Annotated in this window: 17 protein-coding genes; 4 read left to right on the forward strand and 13 right to left on the reverse strand. The window is 70.7% G+C overall.

Translation table 11 applies throughout. The features are described from left to right. Positions 1–8 precede the first annotated feature (8 nt). Entirely contained in the window at positions 9–1,586 is a 1,578-nt protein-coding gene (gene guaA / locus RC1_RS18980; protein ID WP_012569086.1) for a glutamine-hydrolyzing GMP synthase, read from the forward strand. A gap of 60 nt (positions 1,587–1,646) precedes the next feature. Beyond that, positions 1,647–2,216, forward strand: coding sequence for a GNAT family N-acetyltransferase (locus tag RC1_RS18985; protein WP_012569087.1), 570 nt, complete (start codon positions 1,647–1,649; stop codon positions 2,214–2,216). A gap of 15 nt (positions 2,217–2,231) precedes the next feature. On the opposite strand, the gene RC1_RS18990 is transcribed toward RC1_RS18985, so the two are convergent. After that, on the reverse strand, positions 2,232–2,990 hold the full coding sequence (locus RC1_RS18990) for an SDR family oxidoreductase (RefSeq protein WP_336884701.1): 759 nt from the start codon (positions 2,988–2,990) through the stop codon (positions 2,232–2,234). Positions 2,991–3,159: 169 nt separating this feature from the next. Beyond that, positions 3,160–3,729, reverse strand: a complete 570-nt coding sequence (locus RC1_RS18995) for a hemerythrin domain-containing protein (protein ID WP_012569089.1) — start codon at positions 3,727–3,729, stop codon at positions 3,160–3,162. Positions 3,730–4,001: 272 nt separating this feature from the next. Here RC1_RS18995 and RC1_RS19000 point away from each other — a divergent pair, with 272 nt between their 5' ends. Next, positions 4,002–6,260, forward strand: a complete 2,259-nt coding sequence (locus RC1_RS19000) for a nitric-oxide reductase large subunit (RefSeq protein ID WP_012569090.1) — start codon at positions 4,002–4,004, stop codon at positions 6,258–6,260. A 76-nt stretch (positions 6,261–6,336) separates the two neighbouring features. Here the strand turns inward: RC1_RS19000 and RC1_RS19005 are convergent, their stop codons facing one another. The 5 genes from RC1_RS19005 to RC1_RS19025 all read right to left on the reverse strand — a co-directional run bounded on the left by RC1_RS19005 (position 6,337) and on the right by RC1_RS19025 (position 12,002). Continuing rightward, positions 6,337–7,062, reverse strand: a complete 726-nt coding sequence (locus RC1_RS19005) for a Crp/Fnr family transcriptional regulator (RefSeq protein ID WP_012569091.1) — start codon at positions 7,060–7,062, stop codon at positions 6,337–6,339. Positions 7,063–7,233: 171 nt separating this feature from the next. Next, entirely contained in the window at positions 7,234–8,436 is a 1,203-nt protein-coding gene (locus RC1_RS19010) for an NnrS family protein (protein WP_012569092.1), read from the reverse strand. An 84-nt stretch (positions 8,437–8,520) separates the two neighbouring features. After that, positions 8,521–9,066: a TlpA family protein disulfide reductase gene (locus RC1_RS19015; RefSeq protein WP_041785571.1), complete on the reverse strand. Its 546-nt coding sequence runs from the start codon at positions 9,064–9,066 to the stop codon at positions 8,521–8,523. Next, positions 9,041–11,158: a TonB-dependent receptor plug domain-containing protein gene (locus RC1_RS19020; RefSeq protein ID WP_202795551.1), complete on the reverse strand. Its 2,118-nt coding sequence runs from the start codon at positions 11,156–11,158 to the stop codon at positions 9,041–9,043. The genes RC1_RS19015 and RC1_RS19020 overlap by 26 nt, the downstream gene beginning before the upstream one ends. Before the next feature lie 412 nt (positions 11,159–11,570). Further along, positions 11,571–12,002, reverse strand: a complete 432-nt coding sequence (locus RC1_RS19025; protein ID WP_012569095.1) for a c-type cytochrome — start codon at positions 12,000–12,002, stop codon at positions 11,571–11,573. A gap of 302 nt (positions 12,003–12,304) precedes the next feature. Between RC1_RS19025 and RC1_RS19030 the strand changes: the two genes are divergently transcribed. Then, complete coding sequence (locus RC1_RS19030) at positions 12,305–13,387, forward strand: glycosyltransferase (RefSeq protein ID WP_049766769.1); 1,083 nt, start codon at positions 12,305–12,307, stop codon at positions 13,385–13,387. Here RC1_RS19030 and RC1_RS19035 read toward each other — a convergent pair. From RC1_RS19035 to rfbF, 6 genes are read right to left on the reverse strand one after another with little or no spacing between them, the layout of a single operon-like run. Further along, a complete protein-coding gene (locus tag RC1_RS19035) occupies positions 13,324–14,511 on the reverse strand; it encodes an NAD(P)/FAD-dependent oxidoreductase (protein ID WP_012569097.1) in 1,188 nt (395 codons plus the stop codon). The genes RC1_RS19030 and RC1_RS19035 overlap by 64 nt on opposite strands. 37 nt (positions 14,512–14,548) lie before the next feature. Further along, positions 14,549–15,820, reverse strand: a complete 1,272-nt coding sequence (locus RC1_RS19040; RefSeq protein ID WP_012569098.1) for a class I SAM-dependent methyltransferase — start codon at positions 15,818–15,820, stop codon at positions 14,549–14,551. A 43-nt stretch (positions 15,821–15,863) separates the two neighbouring features. Further along, positions 15,864–16,613 (reverse strand): SDR family oxidoreductase, encoded by a 750-nt coding sequence (locus RC1_RS19045; protein WP_012569099.1) that lies wholly within the window; start codon positions 16,611–16,613, stop codon positions 15,864–15,866. Next, positions 16,614–17,939 carry a DUF4910 domain-containing protein gene (locus tag RC1_RS19050; protein ID WP_012569100.1) on the reverse strand — a complete coding sequence of 442 codons (1,326 nt, stop codon included), beginning with the start codon at positions 17,937–17,939 and terminating at the stop codon, positions 16,614–16,616. Between the two features lie 9 nt (positions 17,940–17,948). Further along, a complete protein-coding gene (locus tag RC1_RS19055; protein ID WP_012569101.1) occupies positions 17,949–18,536 on the reverse strand; it encodes a dTDP-4-dehydrorhamnose 3,5-epimerase family protein in 588 nt (195 codons plus the stop codon). A 14-nt stretch (positions 18,537–18,550) separates the two neighbouring features. Further along, entirely contained in the window at positions 18,551–19,372 is an 822-nt protein-coding gene (rfbF, locus tag RC1_RS19060; RefSeq protein WP_012569102.1) for a glucose-1-phosphate cytidylyltransferase, read from the reverse strand. Positions 19,373–19,394 lie beyond the last annotated feature (22 nt).

A 19,394-nucleotide genomic window follows, 5' to 3' on the forward strand; every position in this document is an offset into this window, starting at 1 on the left:
GTGCATCCATGCCGAACACTCCCGCTCCCGCCGCCCTTACCACCGACCGGGTCCTGATCCTGGACTTCGGTTCGCAGGTGACGCAGCTCATCGCCCGCCGCATCCGCGAGGCCGGCGTCTACTGCGAGATCCTTCCCTTCAGCGTCGGGGACGAGCGGGTGCGGGCCTTCGCCCCCCGCGCCGTGATCCTGTCCGGCGGCCCGGCCAGCGTGACCGAGGCCGGCAGCCCCCGCGCGCCCGAGGCGGTGTGGACCCTGGGCGTGCCGGTGCTGGGCATCTGCTACGGCCAGCAGACCATGTGCGAACAGCTCGGCGGCAAGGTGGAGCCGGGCGACACGCGGGAGTTCGGCCGCGCCTTCGTGGATGTGCGGGAGCCCTGCGCCCTGTTCGAGGGCGTCTGGACGCCCGGCGCGCGGGAGCAGGTGTGGATGAGCCACGGCGACCGCGTCGCCCGCCTGCCCGACGGCTTCCGCACCGTCGCCACCAGCGAGGGCGCGCCCTTCGCCATCGTGGCCGACGATGTGCGCCGCTTCTACGGCGTGCAGTTCCACCCGGAGGTGGTCCACACCCCGCACGGCGATGCCCTGATCCGCAACTTCCTGTTCGGCGTCTCGGGCCTGTCCGGTGGCTGGACGATGGCCGCCTACCGCGCCCAGTCGGTGGAGAAGATCCGCGCCCAGGTCGGCACGGGCAAGGTGATCTGCGGCCTGTCCGGCGGCGTGGACAGCTCCGTCGCCGCCGTGCTGATCCATGAGGCGGTCGGCGAGCAGCTCACCTGCATCTTCGTCGATACCGGCCTGATGCGGGCCGGGGAGGCGCAGGAGGTGGTGACGCTGTTCCGCGACCACTACAACATCCCGCTGGTGCATGTGGACGCGGCCGACCTGTTCCTGGGCGAGCTGGAGGGTGTGAGCGACCCGGAGGTCAAGCGCAAGACCATCGGGCGGCTGTTCATCGAGGTGTTCGACCGCGAGGCGGCGAAGATCGGCGGGGCGGAGTTCCTGGCCCAGGGCACGCTCTATCCGGACGTGATCGAGAGCGTCAGCTTCACCGGCGGCCCGTCGGTGACGATCAAGTCGCACCACAATGTCGGCGGCCTGCCCGAGCGCATGAAGCTCAAGCTGGTCGAGCCGCTGCGCGAGCTGTTCAAGGACGAGGTGCGGGCGCTGGGCCGCGAGCTGGGCCTGCCGCACAGCTTCGTCGGCCGCCACCCGTTCCCCGGTCCGGGCCTCGCCATCCGCGTGCCCGGCGAGATCACGCGGGAGAAGCTGGAGATCCTGCGCAAGGCGGACCAGATCTACCTGGAAGAGATCCGCAACGCCGGCCTCTACGACGCCATCTGGCAGGCCTTCGCCGTGCTGCTGCCGGTGCGCACGGTCGGCGTGATGGGCGACGGCCGCACCTACGACTATGCCTGCGCGCTCCGCGCGGTGACGTCGGTGGACGGCATGACGGCCGACTACTATCCGTTCGACCACGGCTTCCTGGGCCGCGTCGCCACCCGCATCATCAACGAGGTCCGCGGCATCAACCGCGTCACCTACGACATCACCAGCAAGCCCCCCGGCACCATCGAGTGGGAATGAGGGGGCGGGGGCAGCGGTGATGCCGGCCTTCACGGGCCGGCCCCTGCCGTGAGAAGACGAATGGATGCCATTGAGACCGACCGGCTTGTCCTGCGGAATTTCCGGAAAGACGATGCCGCCGATCTGTTCGCCTATCTGCGCGAGCCCGCGGCAAGCTGCTTCCTGTCCCTGAAGCTCGAAGACCTGCGGGCTGCGGAGGCCGAGGCGGAGAAGCGGAGCGGAAGCGACGAGTCCATCGCCGTCTGCCTGAAAGGGCCGGGCACGCTCATCGGCGATCTGTTCACCTTCACCGAGGAAGATACCGTCTCCGTCGGCTGGAACTTCAATCCGGCGTTCGGCGGAGCCGGATACGCCACGGAAGCCGCGCGGGCCCTGTTCGCCCACCTGTTCACGACCGTCGGGGCCCGCCGTCTCTACGCCTATGTCGAGGACCACAACATCCCGTCCCGGCGCCTCTGCGAGAGGCTGGGAATGCGGCAGGAGGGGCTGTTCAAGGAGTTCATCTCGTTCAGGAACGACGAGAACGGGAAGCCGGTCTTCGAGAACACGATGCAGTACGCGATCCTGCGGAAGGAATGGGAGGCCCGCCGGCAGGTGCCGGCGGCGCCTGCGTCCGGCGCGCAGGCCTGACCCGGCGGGCTGTTCTCAAGCGGCCTGCTGGCCCTTGGTGATCGAGTTCCCGCCATCAGCCAGCAGTGCCGTTCCCGTGATGAACGACGCGGCGTCGGACAGCAGGAACACGGCGGCGCGGGCGATCTCCTCGGGCGCAGCCATGCGCTTCAGGGCATGCATGGCGCGCACGGCGTCGTGAAAGCCGGGATCGTCCCCGGCCATCGGCGTCAGTGTTCCGCCGGGAAGAAGGGCGTTCGCGCGCAGCCCTGCCGGCCCGTGCTCGGCGGCGAGCACCTGCACGAGACCGATGAGACCGGCCTTGGAGGCTGCGTAGGCCCCCATGCCCGGCAGGCCGATCGTATGGCCCACGAAGGAGGACGTGAACAGGATCGAGCCGCCCCCCCCGGAGAGCAGAGCCGGGACCTGATGCTTGGCGGCATAGAAGGCCGACGTCAGATTGACGCCGATCACCTTGTGCCAGGTGGCGCTGTCCATCTCCGGGACGGGGCCGAGGTCTCCGGTGATACCGGCATTGTTGAAGGCGCCGTCGAGCCTCCCGAACCGCTCTATCGCGTGTTGCACCAGGGCGGCGTGATAGGCTTCCTGCTCCACATCCCCGGCCACGGCGAGAGCCGTGCCGCCTTCCGCCCTGATGCTGGCCACATGCTGGTCGAGCAGCCCGGCGCGGCGCGCCCCCAGCACCACGTTGGCCCCCTGCCGCGCAAGAAGCCTTGCGGCGGCCTCACCGATTCCGCTGCTGGCGCCGGTGACGATGACCGTCTTTCCCCGCATCTGCATGTCCGAAGATCCCTGTTGATGATGCAATGGCAGATACGGGACCGACGCGGGCAGAACGACCCGATTGTTGCGCTGGAATCAGTGAGTGCCAACCCCGCCCGGGCCACATGCACGGATCTGCTGGTACGGGAAGCCGGTCGGGGAACCCGCCCCGATCGTGTGGTCATTTCATGAGCGGAACGCCATAGCGCGGGAACAGGATGTCGTTCTCCAGCAGGACGTGGTTGCGCGCCTCGGCCACGAACCGGGCCAGCCGCTCGCACAGCGCCGTCCAGGTGCCGCAGGCGCCCGGCGGGGCGGTGCCGGCCATCTCCTCCAGCCGGTCGAGCTGCTCCAGGAAGTCGTCATGTTCCTCCACCATGCAGGCGATCGGCCCGGCGATGACCGGGGAACCGCCGACCAGCATCATGGGGAAGAGCACCTCCTCCTCCTTCTCCATGTGGGTCTCCAGCTCGTCCCGCACCGCCGCCAGCAGCTCGACCAGCCCCTCGGGGCAGGCGGCATGCCCGGCATGGGCCCGCTCCACCCGCCGGGCCAGCGGGATCAGCTCGGCCAGATCGCGCCGGTGCCCGGTATGGTGGCGGTCCAGGATGTGGCGGATCAGCTCCGGCGTCGCCAGGACCGCCGCCTCCGTTGCCGTCAGCCGGGGGGCGCCCCCGTCGTCCTCCCCGACCTCCGCGGGCCGCGGGGGGGCGTTCCGTGCCATGCCGAACCGTGAGAAATCGGCGACCATCTCCTGCTCCCTGACCGTTTCGCCGCCGCGCGCCGCGGCGGTCCCGGCGCACCAGGCCACAGGGAGGGGGCACGCTCTTTGTCGGCGCGCAAACCGGAACGCATCCGGCGGGTGATCTTTGCGGGCCCTCGGGTCCACCACGCTTTCCGGTTGTCCGCGGACAAAGAGCGCCGGCCGCCGCCGGCCCTAGGGTCCGCGCATTCCGGCGGGCCGACCCGGCGCCGCCGGTCAGGCCGGGCGGCGGACGCCCGGACCCATGAGGAATTCCAACGATGCAGACCAGAAGACTATGGCTGGTCCTGGCCCTGGTGATGGCGGCCTCCTTCGCCGCGCTCGGGCTGATGGGCCGGCAGATCCACCGCGAGGCTCCCCCCATGCCGGAGGCGGTCGTCCGTGCCGACGGCAGCGTCCTCTTCAGCCGCGACGACATCGAGCAGGGCCGTCTCGCCTGGCAGTCCATGGGCGGCATGCAGGTCGGCTCCATCTGGGGCCATGGCGGCTATCTCGCGCCGGACTGGTCGGCGGACTGGCTGCACCGTGAGGCGGTGGCGCTGCTGGACCTCTGGGCCGGGCGCGAGCGCGGCATGCCCTTCGCCTCGCTCGATGCCGAGGCGCAGGCCGCCCTGACCAGCCGGCTCACCCGCGAGATCCGCACGAACAGCTACGACCCGGCCGCCGGCAGCATCACCGTGTCCGACGACCGTGCCGCCGCCATCATGGCCGTGGCCGGGCACTATGAGCGCCTGCTGGGCGACGACCCGACGATGACGCCGCTGCGCGAGCAGTATGCCATCGCCGACAACGCCGTGCCCGACGCCGGGCGCCGCGCCGACATCGCCGCCTTCTATTTCTGGACGGCCTGGGCCGCCGGCACCGACCGCCCCGGCGACAGCGTCACCTATACGAACAACTGGCCGCACGAGCCGCTGATCGGCAACACCGCCACCACCCCCAACGTGATGTGGTCGGTGCTGAGCGTCGTCCTGCTGGTGGCTGGCATCGGCGCGCTGGTCTGGCACCACGCCCGCACCCGGCAGGAGGACGCTCCCGTCCCGCCGACCGCGGACCCGCTGCTCTCGCTGCGGCCGACGCCCTCCATGCGCGCCACGCGCAAGTACTTCGTGACCGTGATCGGCCTGTTCCTGGCCCAGGTGACCCTGGGGGCCCTGACCGCGCACTACGCGGTGGAAGGGCACGACTTCTACGGCATCCCCCTGTCGCAGCTCCTGCCCTATGCGGTGACCCGCACCTGGCACACGCAGCTCGCCGTGTTCTGGATCGCCACCGCCTGGCTGGCCACGGGCCTCTACATCGCCCCGGCCGTCTCCGGCCACGAGCCGCGCTTCCAGCGCCTCGGCGTCAACGTGCTGTGGGCCGCGCTGGTGCTGGTTGTCGTCGGCTCCCTTGCGGGCGAATGGCTGGGCGTGCAGCAGGCCTTCGACCTGGAGACCAACTGGTGGTTCGGGCACCAGGGCTGGGAGTATGTCGATCTCGGCCGCTTCTGGCAGATCCTGCTGTTCGTCGGGCTGATGCTCTGGCTGGTGCTGGTCGGGCGCGCCCTCTGGCCGGCGCTGAAGGTGCCGTCGGAAAGCCGGCCGGTGCTGTGGATCCTGTTCCTGTCCACGGTCGCCATCGGTCTGTTCTATGCGGCCGGCTTCATGTGGGGCAAGCACACCCACATCAGCATGGTCGAGTACTGGCGCTGGTGGGTGGTCCACCTGTGGGTGGAAGGCTTCTTCGAGGTCTTCGCCACGGCGGTCGTCTCCCTGATCTTCGTCCGCCTGGGCCTTGTCCGGGCCGCCACGGCCAACGCGGCCGTGCTGGCCGGGACCATCGTCTTCCTGACCGGCGGCGTGCTGGGCACGGCGCACCACTGGTACTTCTCCGGCACCCCGGTCTCGGTGATCGCGGTGGGCGCCGTCTTCTCCGCCCTGGAGGTGGTGCCGCTGGCGCTCGTGGGCGCCGAGGCGTTCGAGACCTACCGCCACACGAAGGCAGCCCCCTGGGTTCAGGCCTACCGCTGGCCGATCCTGTTCTTCGTGGCGGTGTCCTTCTGGAACCTGCTGGGGGCCGGCGTCTTCGGCTTCCTCATCAACCCGCCGATCTCGCTCTACTACGTGCAGGGCCTGAACCTGACGGCCAACCACGGCCATGCGGCGCTGTTCGGGGTGTACGGCATGCTGGGCATCGGGCTGATGCTGTTCTGCCTGCGCGGCCTGCTGCACCGTGGCTGGAGCGACGGGCTGCTGCGCACCGCCTTCTGGGCGCTGAACGCCGGGCTGGCGATGATGACCTTCCTGTCGCTGTTCCCGGCCGGGGCGGTGCAGGCCTGGGCCAGCATCTGCTACGGCCTCTGGTATGCCCGCTCGGCCGAGCTGGTCCATTCGCCCCTGATGGAGACCCTGGTCTGGATGCGGGTGCCCGGCGACATCGTGTTCAGTGCCGGCGCCCTCGTGCTGGCCCTGTTCGTCTGGCGGCTGATCCGCGGCGGCAGCCGGGCCGGGAAGGTCCAGGCCGTACCGGCGGAATGACGCCACCCTGGTCCGGCGTCGGAAGGGGGAGGGGCCTCGGCTCCTCCCCCTTTCCGTTGTGAACCGGGCGGTGCGGTCAGGACCGCTTCGGGGCGACGGGAAGGTCCTCGGCGATGGCGAGCAGCCGGTCGGGCCGGGCCACCACCACCTGCTGCCGGCCGCCTTCCACGATCCCTGCCGATTCCCAGCCGCTGACGATACGGCTGACGGTGTGCAGGGTCGTGCCCGTCATCTCCGCCAGGTCCTGGCGGCTCAGGGGGAAGTCGATCTCGACGCCCGCCTCCACCGGCTTGCCGGCCTGCTTCGCCAGCCGCAGGAGCGCGTGCGCCACCCGGCGCTCCACCCGCTGGGTGGACAGCTCGCGCAGCCGGGTCTGCAGGTCCTCCAGCCGGTTGCCCAGCATGCCCAGGGTGTTCAGGGCGATCTGCGGATGCTCCCGCATCAGCCGCAGCATGGCGTCTGCGGACCAGACGATCTCCACGCTGTCCGTCAGGGTGACGGCATCGCCGGGATAGCCGCTCTTCAGGAACATGGCGAGGGTGCCGTACATCTCGCCCGGCCCGACGAACTGGACCACGACCTGCTGGCCGTCCGGTCCGGTCTGCTGGATCTTGATGCGGCCGTCCAGCAGCGCGTGGCAGGTCAGGGCCTTGGCCCCTTGCGTGAAGACGGTCGTGCCCTTCGGCACCAGCCGCGTCTGCCCGGCGGCGATCACCGCCTCCAGGGCCTCCAGCGGCAGCCCGTCGAACATCCTCATGCCGTTCAGGACGGCGGCATCCGGCTTCAGCGGCGGCTTCGGCATGGCCTCTCCTCCCCAGGTCCCGATGCAAACGGGTCCGACGGAAACCAGGGCACGGGCCCGAGGTCCCGTTCTTTTTCAAAGACAGAAAACGCCCCCCGTTTCCGGGAGGCGTCTGCTCCGGTCCCTGCCGTCCGGCGGGTCAGCCGGCCCGTCCGGATCAGCCCGGCGAGGTCAACCCGGCCTGCCATCCGCCCGTGCCAGCAGCAGGATCGGTGCGTAGACGATGCAGTAGAGCACGAAGGCCGCCGTCCAGCACAGGCCGGACAGGGCGAACGCCGTCTGCGGGTCCGGCAGCAGCGGTGCCGCCAGACGCGACAGGGCCGCCAGGGTGATCAGGAGATAGGCCGCGGTCACCGGCCGGGCCACCACCAGCGCGCGCCCCGTGTGCCCCAGCGAGGCCCGCGACATCACCGCCAGGATCATGGTGGAGAAGGCGCCGATCGTCACCGCATGGGCCCAGGCGGCGCCGATCTCCAGCCCGCCCAGCAGCCACGCCGCCTGCAGCAGCAGCCCGGCCGGCACCCAGGCATAGCCCAGATGCAGCACCCACAGGATCGGCTGGTTCAGGGTGCGCAGCCCGTGCCAGCCGGACAGCCGCAGCGCGTGCGCCCCGGCCGCGGCGGCCGCGACCGCCCCCTCCAGCCGGGAGTCCGGGGCCAGCAGGCCGACCGGGATCAGCAGGACCAGCAGCCCCAGGGCCGCCCGGTCCAGCCAGGGCCGCTGGGCGATCTCCACGGCGCTGCCGTCCCGCCGCAGGGCGCTTGAGGTGAAGGACGGCACGATGCGGCCACCGATCAGCGCCACCATCAGCAGCACGATCCCCAGCGCAAGGCGCTTGCCCGCATCGCCCGCGCCGGCCAGCAGGCCCAGCCGTTCGGCATGGAACAGGGCGCAGCCGACTGTCAGCAGCGCCAGCATGCCGATGAAGACGTAGTTCCGCCGGTTGCCCGCCCGCACGATGGAGGGCAGGACCAGGGCGGCCAGGGCAGGCAGGAAGGCGGTGTCGATCAGCGCCGCCGCCAGGGGCGGGACCGGCAGGAAGGGGCTCATCGCCACCCGGCCCGCCAGCCACAGCGCGGCCAGCGCCGCCAGTGGCGGTCCGCCATGGCCCCGCGCCCCCGTCCAGTTCGGCACGGCGGTCAGCAGGAAGCCGGCGATGGCAGCCGCGACGAAGCCGTACAGCATCTCGTGCCGGTGCCAGGCGACGGGGTCCGCCGGCATCCAGGGCACCGCCCCCGCCATGACGGCCAGCCAGGTGGCGACGGAGGCGACGGCGTAGAGGCCGGCTCCCAGGAAGAAGGGGCGGAAGCCCGCGGCGAACAGGGCAAGTCCCCGTCGTCCGGGCAGCGGAAGGGTGTCTGCGGCGCTCGGCATGGTCCGGTGTCCCTGTCGGAATCTGTCCGGACCCTAGCGGCCGGGGCCGCGCCGGTCTTTGTCCGCGGGCAAGTCCGCGCCGGATCAGGGCGCCGCCGTCACCGCCGCGGCCAGGGACTCCAGCGCCCCACGTCCCTGAAGGCCGCGCCGCTCCCCGACGATGCGGCCGTCGGGGGCCACGGCGAACAGCCGTGGCGTCCCCTCCGGATCGCCCAGGGCCGTCAGCAGGGCCGGGCTGCCGCGGTAGGCCGGCACCCCGGCCCGCGCCCGGCGCAGCTCGGCCAGCAGGTCCGGGGTCCGACCGTGCAGGGAGACGGCCGCGACGGCGATCTCCGGATGCGCGGCGGCGAACCCCTCCAGCTCCCGGAACTGCACGAGGCAGTGCGGGCAGTGCGGCTGGAACAGCACCACCAGCGCCGGCCGGTCGCGCAACCGCTCGAAGGGGGGCGCCCCCTCCAGCGGCTGGGCGGGCAGGTCGAACAGGCCGGCGGCGGTCCGCGGCTGGGCCGGAACCTCGGCCACCGTGGCGGCCACCGCCGCCGGGCTGGACCCCGGCACCAGCAGGGCCGCCGCCAGCAGGAAAGCCGCCGCAGGCCCGCGGTGCTCAGAAGGAGAAGCGGGTGCCGGCATAGAGTTCGCGTCCCCGCAGCGGGCCGTAGATGTAGGCGACGTCATAGCCACCGTCCGGCTTGAAGAAGAGCGGCGTCTCCTCGTCCTTCACCTGGGTGTAGTCCAACAGGTTGCGGCCGCCGACATAGAGGGCGATGTCCTCGGTGACAGCGTACTCGATGCGGGCGTCCACGGTGACGAAGGCGTCCGCGTGGGTCGATTTCGGGATGGTCAGCCCGGCGTCCTCGTAGCCCTCATAGCCGTAGTCCGTCAGGTCGCGCGGCCCGATCCAGGTCATGTTCACGTCGATGTCCCAGGCGCCCGGATGCCATTCCAGGCCCAGGATCGCCCGTTCCTCGATCGGGGCCACGCCGAAGATCGAGCGCATCACGTCGTCATGCTCGAACTTCTCCAGCGTCAGCGACAGGTCCAGCGTGTCGGTCAGCTTGTAGCCGATGTCGATCGTGCCGCCATAGGCATGGCCGGTCTCGTCGCGCTGGGTCAGAACGGGGACCGCGTTGCCGTCGATCTCCACCTCGTCCAGCGCCGCCAGATTGTCGATGGCGGTCCAGGCCAGCGCCGCCGTCCAGTTCAGCCGTCCGCCCGTGTAGCTCAGCGCGTAGGTGAGGGAGGTGGAGGTCTCAAGCTCGTCCACCTCGATCAGGAAGCCCTGGCCGGCATCCAGGATGCCGTGGTCGGACTCGAAGAAGGACAGGGGCGCGCGGTAGCCGCGGCCTGCCGACACGCGCGAGGTCCACTGGTCGGAATGCTGGTAGCGCAGGTCGATCCGGGGCGAGACCATCGTCTCGTCGATGTCCGTGCCCGGCCGCTGGGCGTCGATGAAGTCGGCCTCGACCCAGTCCAGCCGCAGCGCCGTGGCGACCTCAAGCTCGCGCAGCGGTGTCCAGGTGTGCTGCACGAACAGGCCGTTGGTCAGATAGTCGAAGCTGTCCGAGATGTAGTTCGGGTTGCCCAGCGCCGCGTCGGAAGCCGAGCGCAGCGTCTCGTCGCGCCGGTCGCCGCCGACGGTCAGCAGGTGGTCGGCGTCGATCGACCAGTTCAGCCGTCCCGTCAGGTACAGCATCTTGTTGTCGGCACGGTAGTCGAAGCCCTCATAGAACGAGTCCTGCTCGTGCTTCGACCAGCTCACCCCCAGGTCGGCGTTCAGGTCGTCGGTCAGTTCCTGGAAGTAGCGGCCGGACAGTTCCTTGCGCTTTGTCTCGATCCACTCCGTGGTTTCCCACGGCTTGCCGATGTAGCGGTTGCGCACGTCATCGCCGGCGAACAGGCGGTCGGACGGGTCCGGCGAGGTCCTGAATCCGTCCAGGGTCGCGCCGATCGAGGCCGTGGTGTCGCCGATCACGGGGCCGCCGAACACCTCGGACCGGGTGTAGGCGCCGCGCAGCGAGACGGTGCTGCCCTGCGTCGGGTCGAAGGAGGCGCGGGCCGTGTAGTTGGTGTTCTCCAGGAACGGGTTTTCGCTGACCCCGTTGTCGTCGCCGTCCACCTGGTCGCGCTCGTCGTGCTGGGCGCTGAAGAGTGCACGGAACAGCCCGTCGTCGCTGGCATAGGTGGCGACGGCATCGCCCTGACGGTAGCCGAAGCTGCCGCCGGCGGCGTTGACCGTCACCCCGGTGGAGGTCGGGTCCTGGGTGACGATGTTGATGGTGCCGCCGATCGCCTCCGGCGCGGTCAGCGAGGCGCCGGCGCCGCGGGCGATCTCGATCCGCTCGACGCCCGCCATGGACAGCGCGTCGGGACCGTAGAAGCCGGACACCAGGGTGTGCGCCGGCAGCCCGTCGATCAGGAAGGTCGTGTGCTGGCCGCCCAGGCCGTTGAGCATGACGCGCTTGACGGCGCACATGGAGCATTCGTTGTTGACGCGGACGCCGGGGCTGAACTGCAACGCCTCGGACAGCACGGCCGACTGGGTGGCCCGCAGCTCCCCCAGCCCGACCACCTCGGTCTGCTGGATCGTGTCCGCCAGCTTGCCCGCTTCCAGGGCCCGCGCCCGCGCGGTGATCACGATCTCCTCGACATCCGGCCGGGGAGCCTGAGCCTCGTGCGCCGCGGCGGCATCCGTCACCGCCAGGACGGCAAGGGCCGTCCCCATCCACTTCCGCATCCTTCGCCTCAACTCGACAGCGGTTGACCTGAGGCGCTGCTTATATGCAAATGCGAGCGATTCGCAATACTGGATGTGACGGATGCGACAGCCCCGACACCATCCCGATCGGAACGTCTCGGCTGCAAAGTGGGATGTCCCTCGGAAAATTCGCAGAAAAGTGGCGAAGAATCCCGATTTCGCCGGCGGGGCATTGGCCGGACATGCCGGTGCGACCCGGCGTCGCAGGGCGCCGCGGGACGCCGCGGAGATCGCTCCGTGCAGGGGGCGGAACGGCAAAGGGATGCAGCATCGGCCGATGCTGCATCCCTTGCAGGCGACCCTGACGGGCCGCAGACCTCGCGGGGCCACGCCCTTCAGGACGTGCCCGGTCGTCCGGTTCTCGACAGGAGAGCGGACCTCAGTTGGAGAAGGTCTTCAGGTAGGCGACGACGTCCTTGCGCTCCTGCTCGTTCGGGAGCTTGAAGACCATCTTCGTGGAGCCCTTGGCCGCTTCCGGATTGCCGGCGTCGGTCACGAACTTGCGCAGGAAGGCGTTCGGGTCCGGCAGGTAGGCCATGATGTTTTCGGCCGTCCAGTGCAGGCCGGCTTCACCCGCCGCATGGTTCAGGGCGGAATAGCTGAACCCCGGCGCAACGCCGGCCTGACGGCCGACGACACCGGTGAGGACCGGACCGACGAGGTTCTTGGCATCCGGGCCGATCCGGTGGCAGGCCATGCACTTCTTGAACACGGCTTCGCCCTTGACCGGATCGCCATCCTGAGCCAGCGCCCCGCTGGCGGAAAGCGCGACAAGCCCGGACAGGGCCAGGGTGGCGAACGACTTCTTCACTGCTGCTTCCCTTCGCTCGGTTGACTGTTCGGGGGCCGCCCCCGGGAACGCGGCACTCTGGCGGTAGAATGACGTCCTCATCCTTTCGAGAGGATGAAAGCCAGTTCATGATTCCGTCATGCCGAGGTTCCGCTCCGGGACCTGCGGGCTCCGTCGGAAGGAGCCCGTCAACCGTTCTAGGCCGTCCGGTGCATCCTTCGCCCCTGGCCTCCGACACAAGGCCGGATGGCATGCCGTTCGATTTTCCGGCGCCATGACCGACATCCTGCGCATCGCCAATCCGGAACACGGACCCAGCCAGCATGTCCGAGACGGTCACCGCCCTTGTCGTGACGTACAACCGCTTCGAGCTGCTCCTGCTCACCCTCGGGGCGCTTCAGGCCCAGACGCGGCCGGTGGACCGCATCGTCCTGCTGGACAACGGCTCCACCGACGGCACCTTCGCGCGTCTTCTGGCGGCGGGGCTCGACCTGTCGCGTGTCGATTATGTCCGGCTCGATCCCAACCGCGGTCCGGCGCGCGGCTTCTGGCAGGGCATGTCCTATGCCGTCGCCGACGGGGCGGACTGGGTCTGGGTGATGGACGATGACGTGCTGCCCGATCCGGACTGCCTGGAGACCCTGCTGCGGGCGCTGGACAGGCTGCCGCCGCCCGCGGCCCTGGGCTATCTCCAGAGCCGCGTGGTGGGAGAGGACGGCCGTTCCCAGAACACGCCGGAGGTGGCATGGCGGACGGAGGACGGCAACTATCCTGACTGGGAGCGCCTGCTGAAGCACGGCATCGTCGCCACCAGCAAGGCGGCCCTGACCTCCACCCTGATCCCCCGCACGACGCTGGAACGGTTTCCGCCGCCCTCGCCGGACTTCTTCATGTGGGGGGAGGATTCGGACTTCACCCTGCGCGTCACGGCCGAACTGCCGGCCTTCCTGGTCGGGGCCAGCCGGGCCGTGCATCTGCGCAGGATCGCCCGGCCGGTGAACCCGCTGACGGAGACGGACCCGGTGCGGCTGCGCTACATGCGCTACAAGTGCCGCAACAACGTCTACATCCGGCGGCGCTACTACGGCTTCTGGCCCATGATGGACTGCCTCTGGGGGGCCGGCAGCCAGTTCGTGCGCGCGCTGGCCCGCGGTAACCTGTCGGCCGCCAGGGCGCTCGCGTTCGGCACCCTGTCCGCCTTCCGGTTCCGGCCGCGCCTGACGCCGACCGCCGCCCCCGCCCTGATGGCGGAGCACCGGGTGCTGCTGCGCCGGGGCCAGCGGGTCGGCCGCCCGGACAGCGCGCGCCTGGACGGGGCCGCCGCCCCGGGGCCGGTGCCGGGCTATGCGCCGGCCGCGGCAGCCCCGGCCGCTGCCCCGGTAGACGCGGCGGCCCTGTCGTCCTGAGTTCCATCGGACGCGGCCTCCGGGGCCAGCAGCAGGGCGGCGACCATCCGGCCGATGGCGGGGGAGGCCGTCAGGCCGGGGGACTCGATCCCGTAGAGGTTCACGAGGCCCGGCACCCCGTGCCGGCGCGGCCCCTGGATCACGAAGTCGGCGTCGGGCTCTCCCGGTCCCACCACCTTGGGCCTTATGCCGGCATAGCCCGGCTGCAACGCCCCGTCGGGCAGGCCCGGCCAGTAGCGCCGGACGGCGGCGTAGAAGCGGTCGCCGCGGGCCGGTTCCACCCTGTAGTCGATGTGATCGACCCATTCCACGTCGGGGCCGAAGCGCACCTGTCCGCCCAGGTCCAGCGTGGCGTGGACGCCCAGGCCACCCGGTTCCGGCACCGGGTAGACCAGGTGGCTGAACGGGTGCCGTCCGGCCAGGGAGAAGTAGCTGCCCTTCGCCATCCAGCGCCGTGGGATCGTCTCCGGCGGCAGGCCGCGCAGCCGTGCCGCCACCGCCTGCGCCTGAAGCCCGGCGGCGTTGACCAGCAGCGATGCCATGACCCGGCAGGGCTCCGCCCCGCCGACGGTCAGGACGAAGCCGTCCTCCGTCACCCCCCCGGCCTCCAGGGGGCTGGCCGGTACCACGGCCGCCCCGTGCCTCTCCGCCTCGTGGCGGTAGGCCAGCATCAGGGCGTGGCTGTCGATGATGCCCGACGACGGCGACCAGAGGGCGGCCGTACAGACGACCTCCGGTTCCAGGTCGCGCACCCGGTCCGGGCCGATCAGCTCCAGGTCCGTCACCCCGTTGGCCTCGGCACGGGCGCGGATCGCCGCCAGCCGGTCCGCCTGGGCGGGGGAGGTGGCGACGATCAGCTTGCCGCAGGCCCGGTGCGGCACGTCCCGCTCGCGGCAGAAGGCGTAGAGCGCCTGCCGGCCCTCGACGCAGAGGCGCGCCTTCAGCGACCCCGGCGGGTAGTAGAGGCCGGCATGGATCACCTCGCTGCTGCGCGAGCTGGTGCCGGTGCCGACCGTCGGCTCCGCTTCCAGCACGATCACCTCGCGCCCCGCCAGGGCCAGGGCGCGGGCGACGGCCAGCCCGACCACGCCCGCCCCGACCACCACCGCGTCCACCCGCTCCATGGGCAGCCTCCCGCTTCTTCCCGGCGCGCTCGCGCCGTCAGCCGGCCAGCGCGCCGATCTTGACGGCGGCCGGGGCCGTGCCGTCGGTCACCGTCGGCGTCGGCACCGGCAGGATGAAGCGGCCGCCGGCCTCGGCAAAGGCCCTTTGCTGCGCCATGATCTCCCGCCCGAAGTTCCAGGCCAGGATCAGGAGATAGTCCGGCCGGTCGTTCTCCAGCGCCTCCACGGGGCGGATGGGCAGCCCCAGCCCCGGCATATGGCGGCCCACCTTGTGCGGGTTGCGGTCCACCACATACGCCAGGGCCGTGTGGTCCAGCCCGGCATAGTTCAGCAGCGTGGCACCCTTGGCCGCGGCGCCGTAGGCGGCGATGCGGGCCCCCTGCGACCGCAGCTCCCCCACCAGGGCACGCAGGTCCTCGCGCACGCGGGCCACCCGCCCGGCGAAGTCGGCATAGAAGGGCAGCCGGTCCATGCCCAGCCGCCGTTCCTCCGCCATCAGGGCGGCCAGCCGCGGCGAGGCACCCGGCCGCCGGCTGACCGTCAGCCGCAGCGAGCCGCCGTGGATGTCCAGCCGCTCCACCTCGTTCAGGTACAGCCCGTGACGGCCGAACAGGGGCTCCAGCGCCGTCAGCGAATAGTAGAAGACGTGCTCGTGGTAGATGGTGTCGAAGGCGCAGCTCTCCACCAGATCCAGCAGATAGGGGAATTCGAATTCGGCGATGCCGTCGTCCTTCAGCAGGACGGCGAAGCCCTCGACGAAGCCGTTGATCCCCTCCACATGCGCCAGCACGTTGTTCGCCAGGATCACGTCGGCCTGCTTCCCCTCGGCCGCCAGCCGGCGGGCCAGATCGGCGCCGAAGAAGTCCCCGACCGTCGGCACGCCGATCTCCCGCGCCGCCGCGGCGGGACCGGCAGCCGGGTCGATGCCCAGGACGGGAATGCCGGCTGCCACGAAGTTGCGCAGCAGATAGCCGTCGTTGCTGGCGACCTCCACCACCAGACTGTCCGGCCCCAGCCGGCGGTCGCCGATCAGGCGCAGGGCATGGTCGCGGCTGTGCGCCAGCAGGAAGGGCGAGACGGAAGAGTAGTAGGGATAGTCGCGGCCGAACAGCTCCGCCGGCGGGATCGTCTCCGTCACCTGCACCAGGGCGCAGGCGCCGCAGAAGGCGACCTCCAGCGGGAAGCGGGGTTCCGGCCCGCCGATCCGCTCCGGCTCGACGAGCGCGTTGGCGATCGGCTGCATCCCGAGGTCCAGGATGGGGGTCAGGTCGGTGCTGCCGCAGGATCGGCACTGGTGAAGCTGGCTCATCGGAAGGACGCTCCTGGCGTGCGGGTGACGTGGCTGGAAGGGATCAGGCGGCGGCCGGCCCGGCGGCGGGCAAGGGATCGGGCGGGCGGCCCAGGGGGCGGATGGTGATGTCCGAAACCTCCGCGGTGCGCGGCAGCACCAGGGCCGCCATCACCATGGCGGCGATGTCGTCGGGCCGGATGAAGGTGTCCGGATCGTAAGGATGGCCCTTTGTTTCCTGGATCGCCCGTTGCATCGGCGTGTCGGTCGAACCGGGGTAGACGGACAGCACGCGGATGCCGCTGCCCTGGACCTCCAGCCGCAGCGTGTCGGCCAGCGCCCGCAGCGCGTGCTTGGAGGCGGCGTAGGGCCCGACATGCTCGGCCACGTCCAGCCCGCGGGTCGAGTTCAGGAACACGACCATGCCCTGCGTCGCCCGCAGCCGCGGCAGCAGCCGCCGGGTCAGCAGGGTCGGCGCCTCGACATTGACGGCCAGCAGGGACCGCAACGTCGCGTCCTCCGTCGTCTCCCAGGGGCCGCTGTCATGCACGCCCGCGGCATGCACGATCAGGTCGATCCGGGGCAGGGCGAGCGCCGCGTCCGCCAGACGGCCGGCATCCCGGGCAAGGTCGCAGGCGTGATGGCGGGTCCGCCCCGGCGGCAGCGTCGCGGCCAGCGCCGCCAGCGCCGCGTCGGATCGGGCGGAGAGCAGAAGATCCATGCCGGATTCCGCCAGCCGGCGCACCAGCGCGCGGCCGATGCCGCCGGTGGCTCCGGTGACCAGCGCCAGCGACCGCTCTTCCGCAGCGACCATTCAGGTCGCCTCCACGATCAGTCCGGCCTCTGCGGCGAGGACGGCCGCGTCGCGCAGCTCGCGGAAGCTCAGGCCGGTATGCTCCGCCATGTCGAGCAGCGAGCGCGTGCCGTCGGCAAGGTTCAGGACCCAGAGCAGCGAGTCCTGGCAGGCCACCCCCTGCTGCGCGCTGAGCAGACGGTAGAGGCCGCGCCGGCCGAGCTGCGGCTCGCCGCGGCCGTCCACGCGCCGCCAGACGCGGTTCGCTTCCAGCAGGTCCAGCACCTCGCCCAGCACCTCGTAGCTTTCCTCCAGCGCCTCGGGGCGCACCAGGTCAAGGTTGTCGGCGGAGGTGTGGTACTCGGGGAAGCCGCGGTCGGGAGAGCGCATGAAGCAGCCCACCGGCAGGTCGAAGCCGGGAGACCCGTACTGGCGCTCGTCATAGCCCATGGGCCTGAACGGCCTGACCTCAAGGGAGGCGCCGCGGTCGCGGCAGACCTGGGCGACGGCGCGGTCGATCACGGCATCGCCGCGCCGGCTGCGCTTGTAGTGGAAGCCGCCGGGGTCGCCGACGCAGGTCAGCACCAGCCCGTGCCGGATGTGGTGCAGCGTCGGCTCGTTGCGGGCCAGCCAGGTGATGGCGCCGATGGTGGCCGGCACGAAGACGAAGCGGTAGCTCAGCCGCCGCGGTCGCTCCCGCCCCCCCTGGGCCAGCACCCGCCGGGCCAGCCATGTCGCCACGGCGATGCCGGACAGGTTGTCGTTGGCGAGGCTCGGGTGGCAGCAATGGGCATGGATCAGCACCTCGTCCGTGCTCTCCCCCGGCACCAGCAGATCGCCGTAGGTCAGGCTGCCGGGAGCGAGGGTGCTGTCGATCACCACGCGGTAGGCTTCGTCCGTCATGGACTCCCATTGCCGGTGGCTGACGCAGAAGCCCCAGGAGTTGGCGAAGTAGCCGGTGTGGTAGGGGATCAGGTCCGGCTTGTCCGGCAGGGTGTGGACATGCCGGGCCAGCTCCCCGCGCGGCAGCACGGCGTCCACGGGCCGGCTGTAGCCGACGACGTGCAGGGTGCTGTCGCGGAAGTCCACCAGAGTGCGCCCGTCCAGACTCTCGATCCGGGCGCCGCGGATCGTCCATTCGTCCGGCACCGTCCAGTCCAGCACGTCGGTGCCGCTCGGCACCTCGTGGACCTGAAGGGGAATCCGGCCGGCGATCCGTTGGATCGTCTCGCGCAGGCCCGGCCCCGTGATGCTGCGGCAGAGCGGGAACAGCTCCCGCATGAAGGCGTGCATGGCGTCGCCGGGCGACAGCTCCGGGCGCGTCTCGCTGGGAACGGCGATGTCCATGGTCGGGCCTCAGAGAGCAGGGGTGGCCGGAGCGGGAGCCGCCGCCGGCAGCAGCCAGGGGAAGCGTTGCGCCAGCGGCGGCCAGGACAGGTCCTTGTCGGAGACCGGACCCGGCGGCAGCGGCCAGCGGATGGCCACGGCGGGGTCGTCGTGGCGGAAGCCGTCGTAGTACTCCGGCCGGTAGGGCTCGCCGCCCATGAAGTACTCGACCGTCACGTCGTCGGTCAGGGTCTGGAAGCCGTGGGCGACGCCGGCCGGGATGTAGAGCATGGTATCGTCGCCCTCGCCCAGCTCCAGGCTGTGCAGCCGCCCGCGGGTGGGGGAGCCCGCGCGCAGGTCCACGATCACGTCATGGACCCGCCCGCGGGTGATGCGGACCAGCTTGGATTCCGCGTGCGGCGCGCGCTGGAAGTGCATGCCGCGGACGGTGCCGCGGCTGCGGGTGACCGACCAGTTCGCCTGCACGAAGTCGAAGTCGATGCCGGCGTCGGCAAAAGTCTGCCGGCACCAGGTCCGGGCGAAGGCGCCGCGGTCGTCGCGGTGCGCCTTCAGGCGGACGAGGCGGGCCTCGGCGATGGCGGTGGGCTCGAACCTCATGGGGGCCTCGGCCGTCACACGGCGCGGAGCTTCGCGGGGGTCGCGGCGCCGGTCGCCGGCTCCCGGTCCCAGACCCGCCAGGGGGCCCGGCCGTTCTTCCAGAGATCCTCCAGCACCATCTTGTCGCGCAGCGTGTCCATCGGCTGCCAGAAGCCGGTGTGGCGGAAGGCCTGGAGCTGGTTCGCCGCGACCAGCCGCTCCATCGGTTCGCGCTCCCAGACGCTGTGATCGCCGTCGATGAAGTCCACGACCGACGGTTCCAGCACGAAGAAGCCGCCGTTGATGAAGCCGCCATCCTCCGGCCCCTTCTCGCGGAAGCCCTGCACCCGCGGTTCGCCGGGTTGCAGGTGCAGCGCGCCGAAGCGGCCGGGCTGGGTGACGGCCGTGACCGTCGCCAGCAGCCCGCTTTCCTGGTGCTGCGCGATCAGGGCGGCGATGTCCACATCGCCGACGCCGTCGCCGTAGGTCATGCAGAAGGTGCCGTCCAGCAGATGCGCCACCCGGCGCAGGCGGCCGCCGGTCATCGTCTCCAGCCCGGTATCGACCAGGGTGACCCGCCAGGGCTCCACCTCCCGCGGGGCGATCTGCATCGACTGCCGCGCCAGATCGAAGGTCACGTCCCCGTTGGAAAGCATGAAGTCGCGGAAATAGATCTTCAGAAGTTCGCTCTTGTAGCCGCAGCAGACAATGAAGTCGCGCAGCCCGTAGTGCGAATATATCTTCATGATATGCCAGATGATCGGCTTGCCACCGATCTCGACCAGCGGCTTCGGACGCACGTTGCTTTCTTCGCTGATGCGGGTTCCGTATCCGCCCGCGAGGATGACGACCTTCATGACATCTCCCGAAAGAATGGGT

The organism is Rhodospirillum centenum SW (assembly GCF_000016185.1).
Lineage (GTDB): Bacteria > Pseudomonadota > Alphaproteobacteria > Azospirillales > Azospirillaceae > Rhodocista > Rhodocista centena.

Coding starts and splice junctions, on each gene's coding strand:
- guaA (WP_012569086.1), top strand. CDS start 9: ATGCCGAACACTCCCGCTCCCGCCGCCCTTACCACCGACCGGGTCCTG.
- RC1_RS18985 (WP_012569087.1), top strand. CDS start 1,647: ATGGATGCCATTGAGACCGACCGGCTTGTCCTGCGGAATTTCCGGAAA.
- RC1_RS18990 (WP_336884701.1), bottom strand. CDS start 2,990: ATGCGGGGAAAGACGGTCATCGTCACCGGCGCCAGCAGCGGAATCGGT.
- RC1_RS18995 (WP_012569089.1), bottom strand. CDS start 3,729: ATGGTCGCCGATTTCTCACGGTTCGGCATGGCACGGAACGCCCCCCCG.
- RC1_RS19000 (WP_012569090.1), top strand. CDS start 4,002: ATGCAGACCAGAAGACTATGGCTGGTCCTGGCCCTGGTGATGGCGGCC.
- RC1_RS19005 (WP_012569091.1), bottom strand. CDS start 7,062: ATGCCGAAGCCGCCGCTGAAGCCGGATGCCGCCGTCCTGAACGGCATG.
- RC1_RS19010 (WP_012569092.1), bottom strand. CDS start 8,436: ATGCCGAGCGCCGCAGACACCCTTCCGCTGCCCGGACGACGGGGACTT.
- RC1_RS19015 (WP_041785571.1), bottom strand. CDS start 9,066: ATGCCGGCACCCGCTTCTCCTTCTGAGCACCGCGGGCCTGCGGCGGCT.
- RC1_RS19020 (WP_202795551.1), bottom strand. CDS start 11,158: ATGGGGACGGCCCTTGCCGTCCTGGCGGTGACGGATGCCGCCGCGGCG.
- RC1_RS19030 (WP_049766769.1), top strand. CDS start 12,305: ATGTCCGAGACGGTCACCGCCCTTGTCGTGACGTACAACCGCTTCGAG.
- RC1_RS19035 (WP_012569097.1), bottom strand. CDS start 14,511: ATGGAGCGGGTGGACGCGGTGGTGGTCGGGGCGGGCGTGGTCGGGCTG.
- RC1_RS19040 (WP_012569098.1), bottom strand. CDS start 15,820: ATGAGCCAGCTTCACCAGTGCCGATCCTGCGGCAGCACCGACCTGACC.
- RC1_RS19045 (WP_012569099.1), bottom strand. CDS start 16,613: ATGGTCGCTGCGGAAGAGCGGTCGCTGGCGCTGGTCACCGGAGCCACC.
- RC1_RS19050 (WP_012569100.1), bottom strand. CDS start 17,939: ATGGACATCGCCGTTCCCAGCGAGACGCGCCCGGAGCTGTCGCCCGGC.
- RC1_RS19055 (WP_012569101.1), bottom strand. CDS start 18,536: ATGAGGTTCGAGCCCACCGCCATCGCCGAGGCCCGCCTCGTCCGCCTG.
- rfbF (WP_012569102.1), bottom strand. CDS start 19,372: ATGAAGGTCGTCATCCTCGCGGGCGGATACGGAACCCGCATCAGCGAA.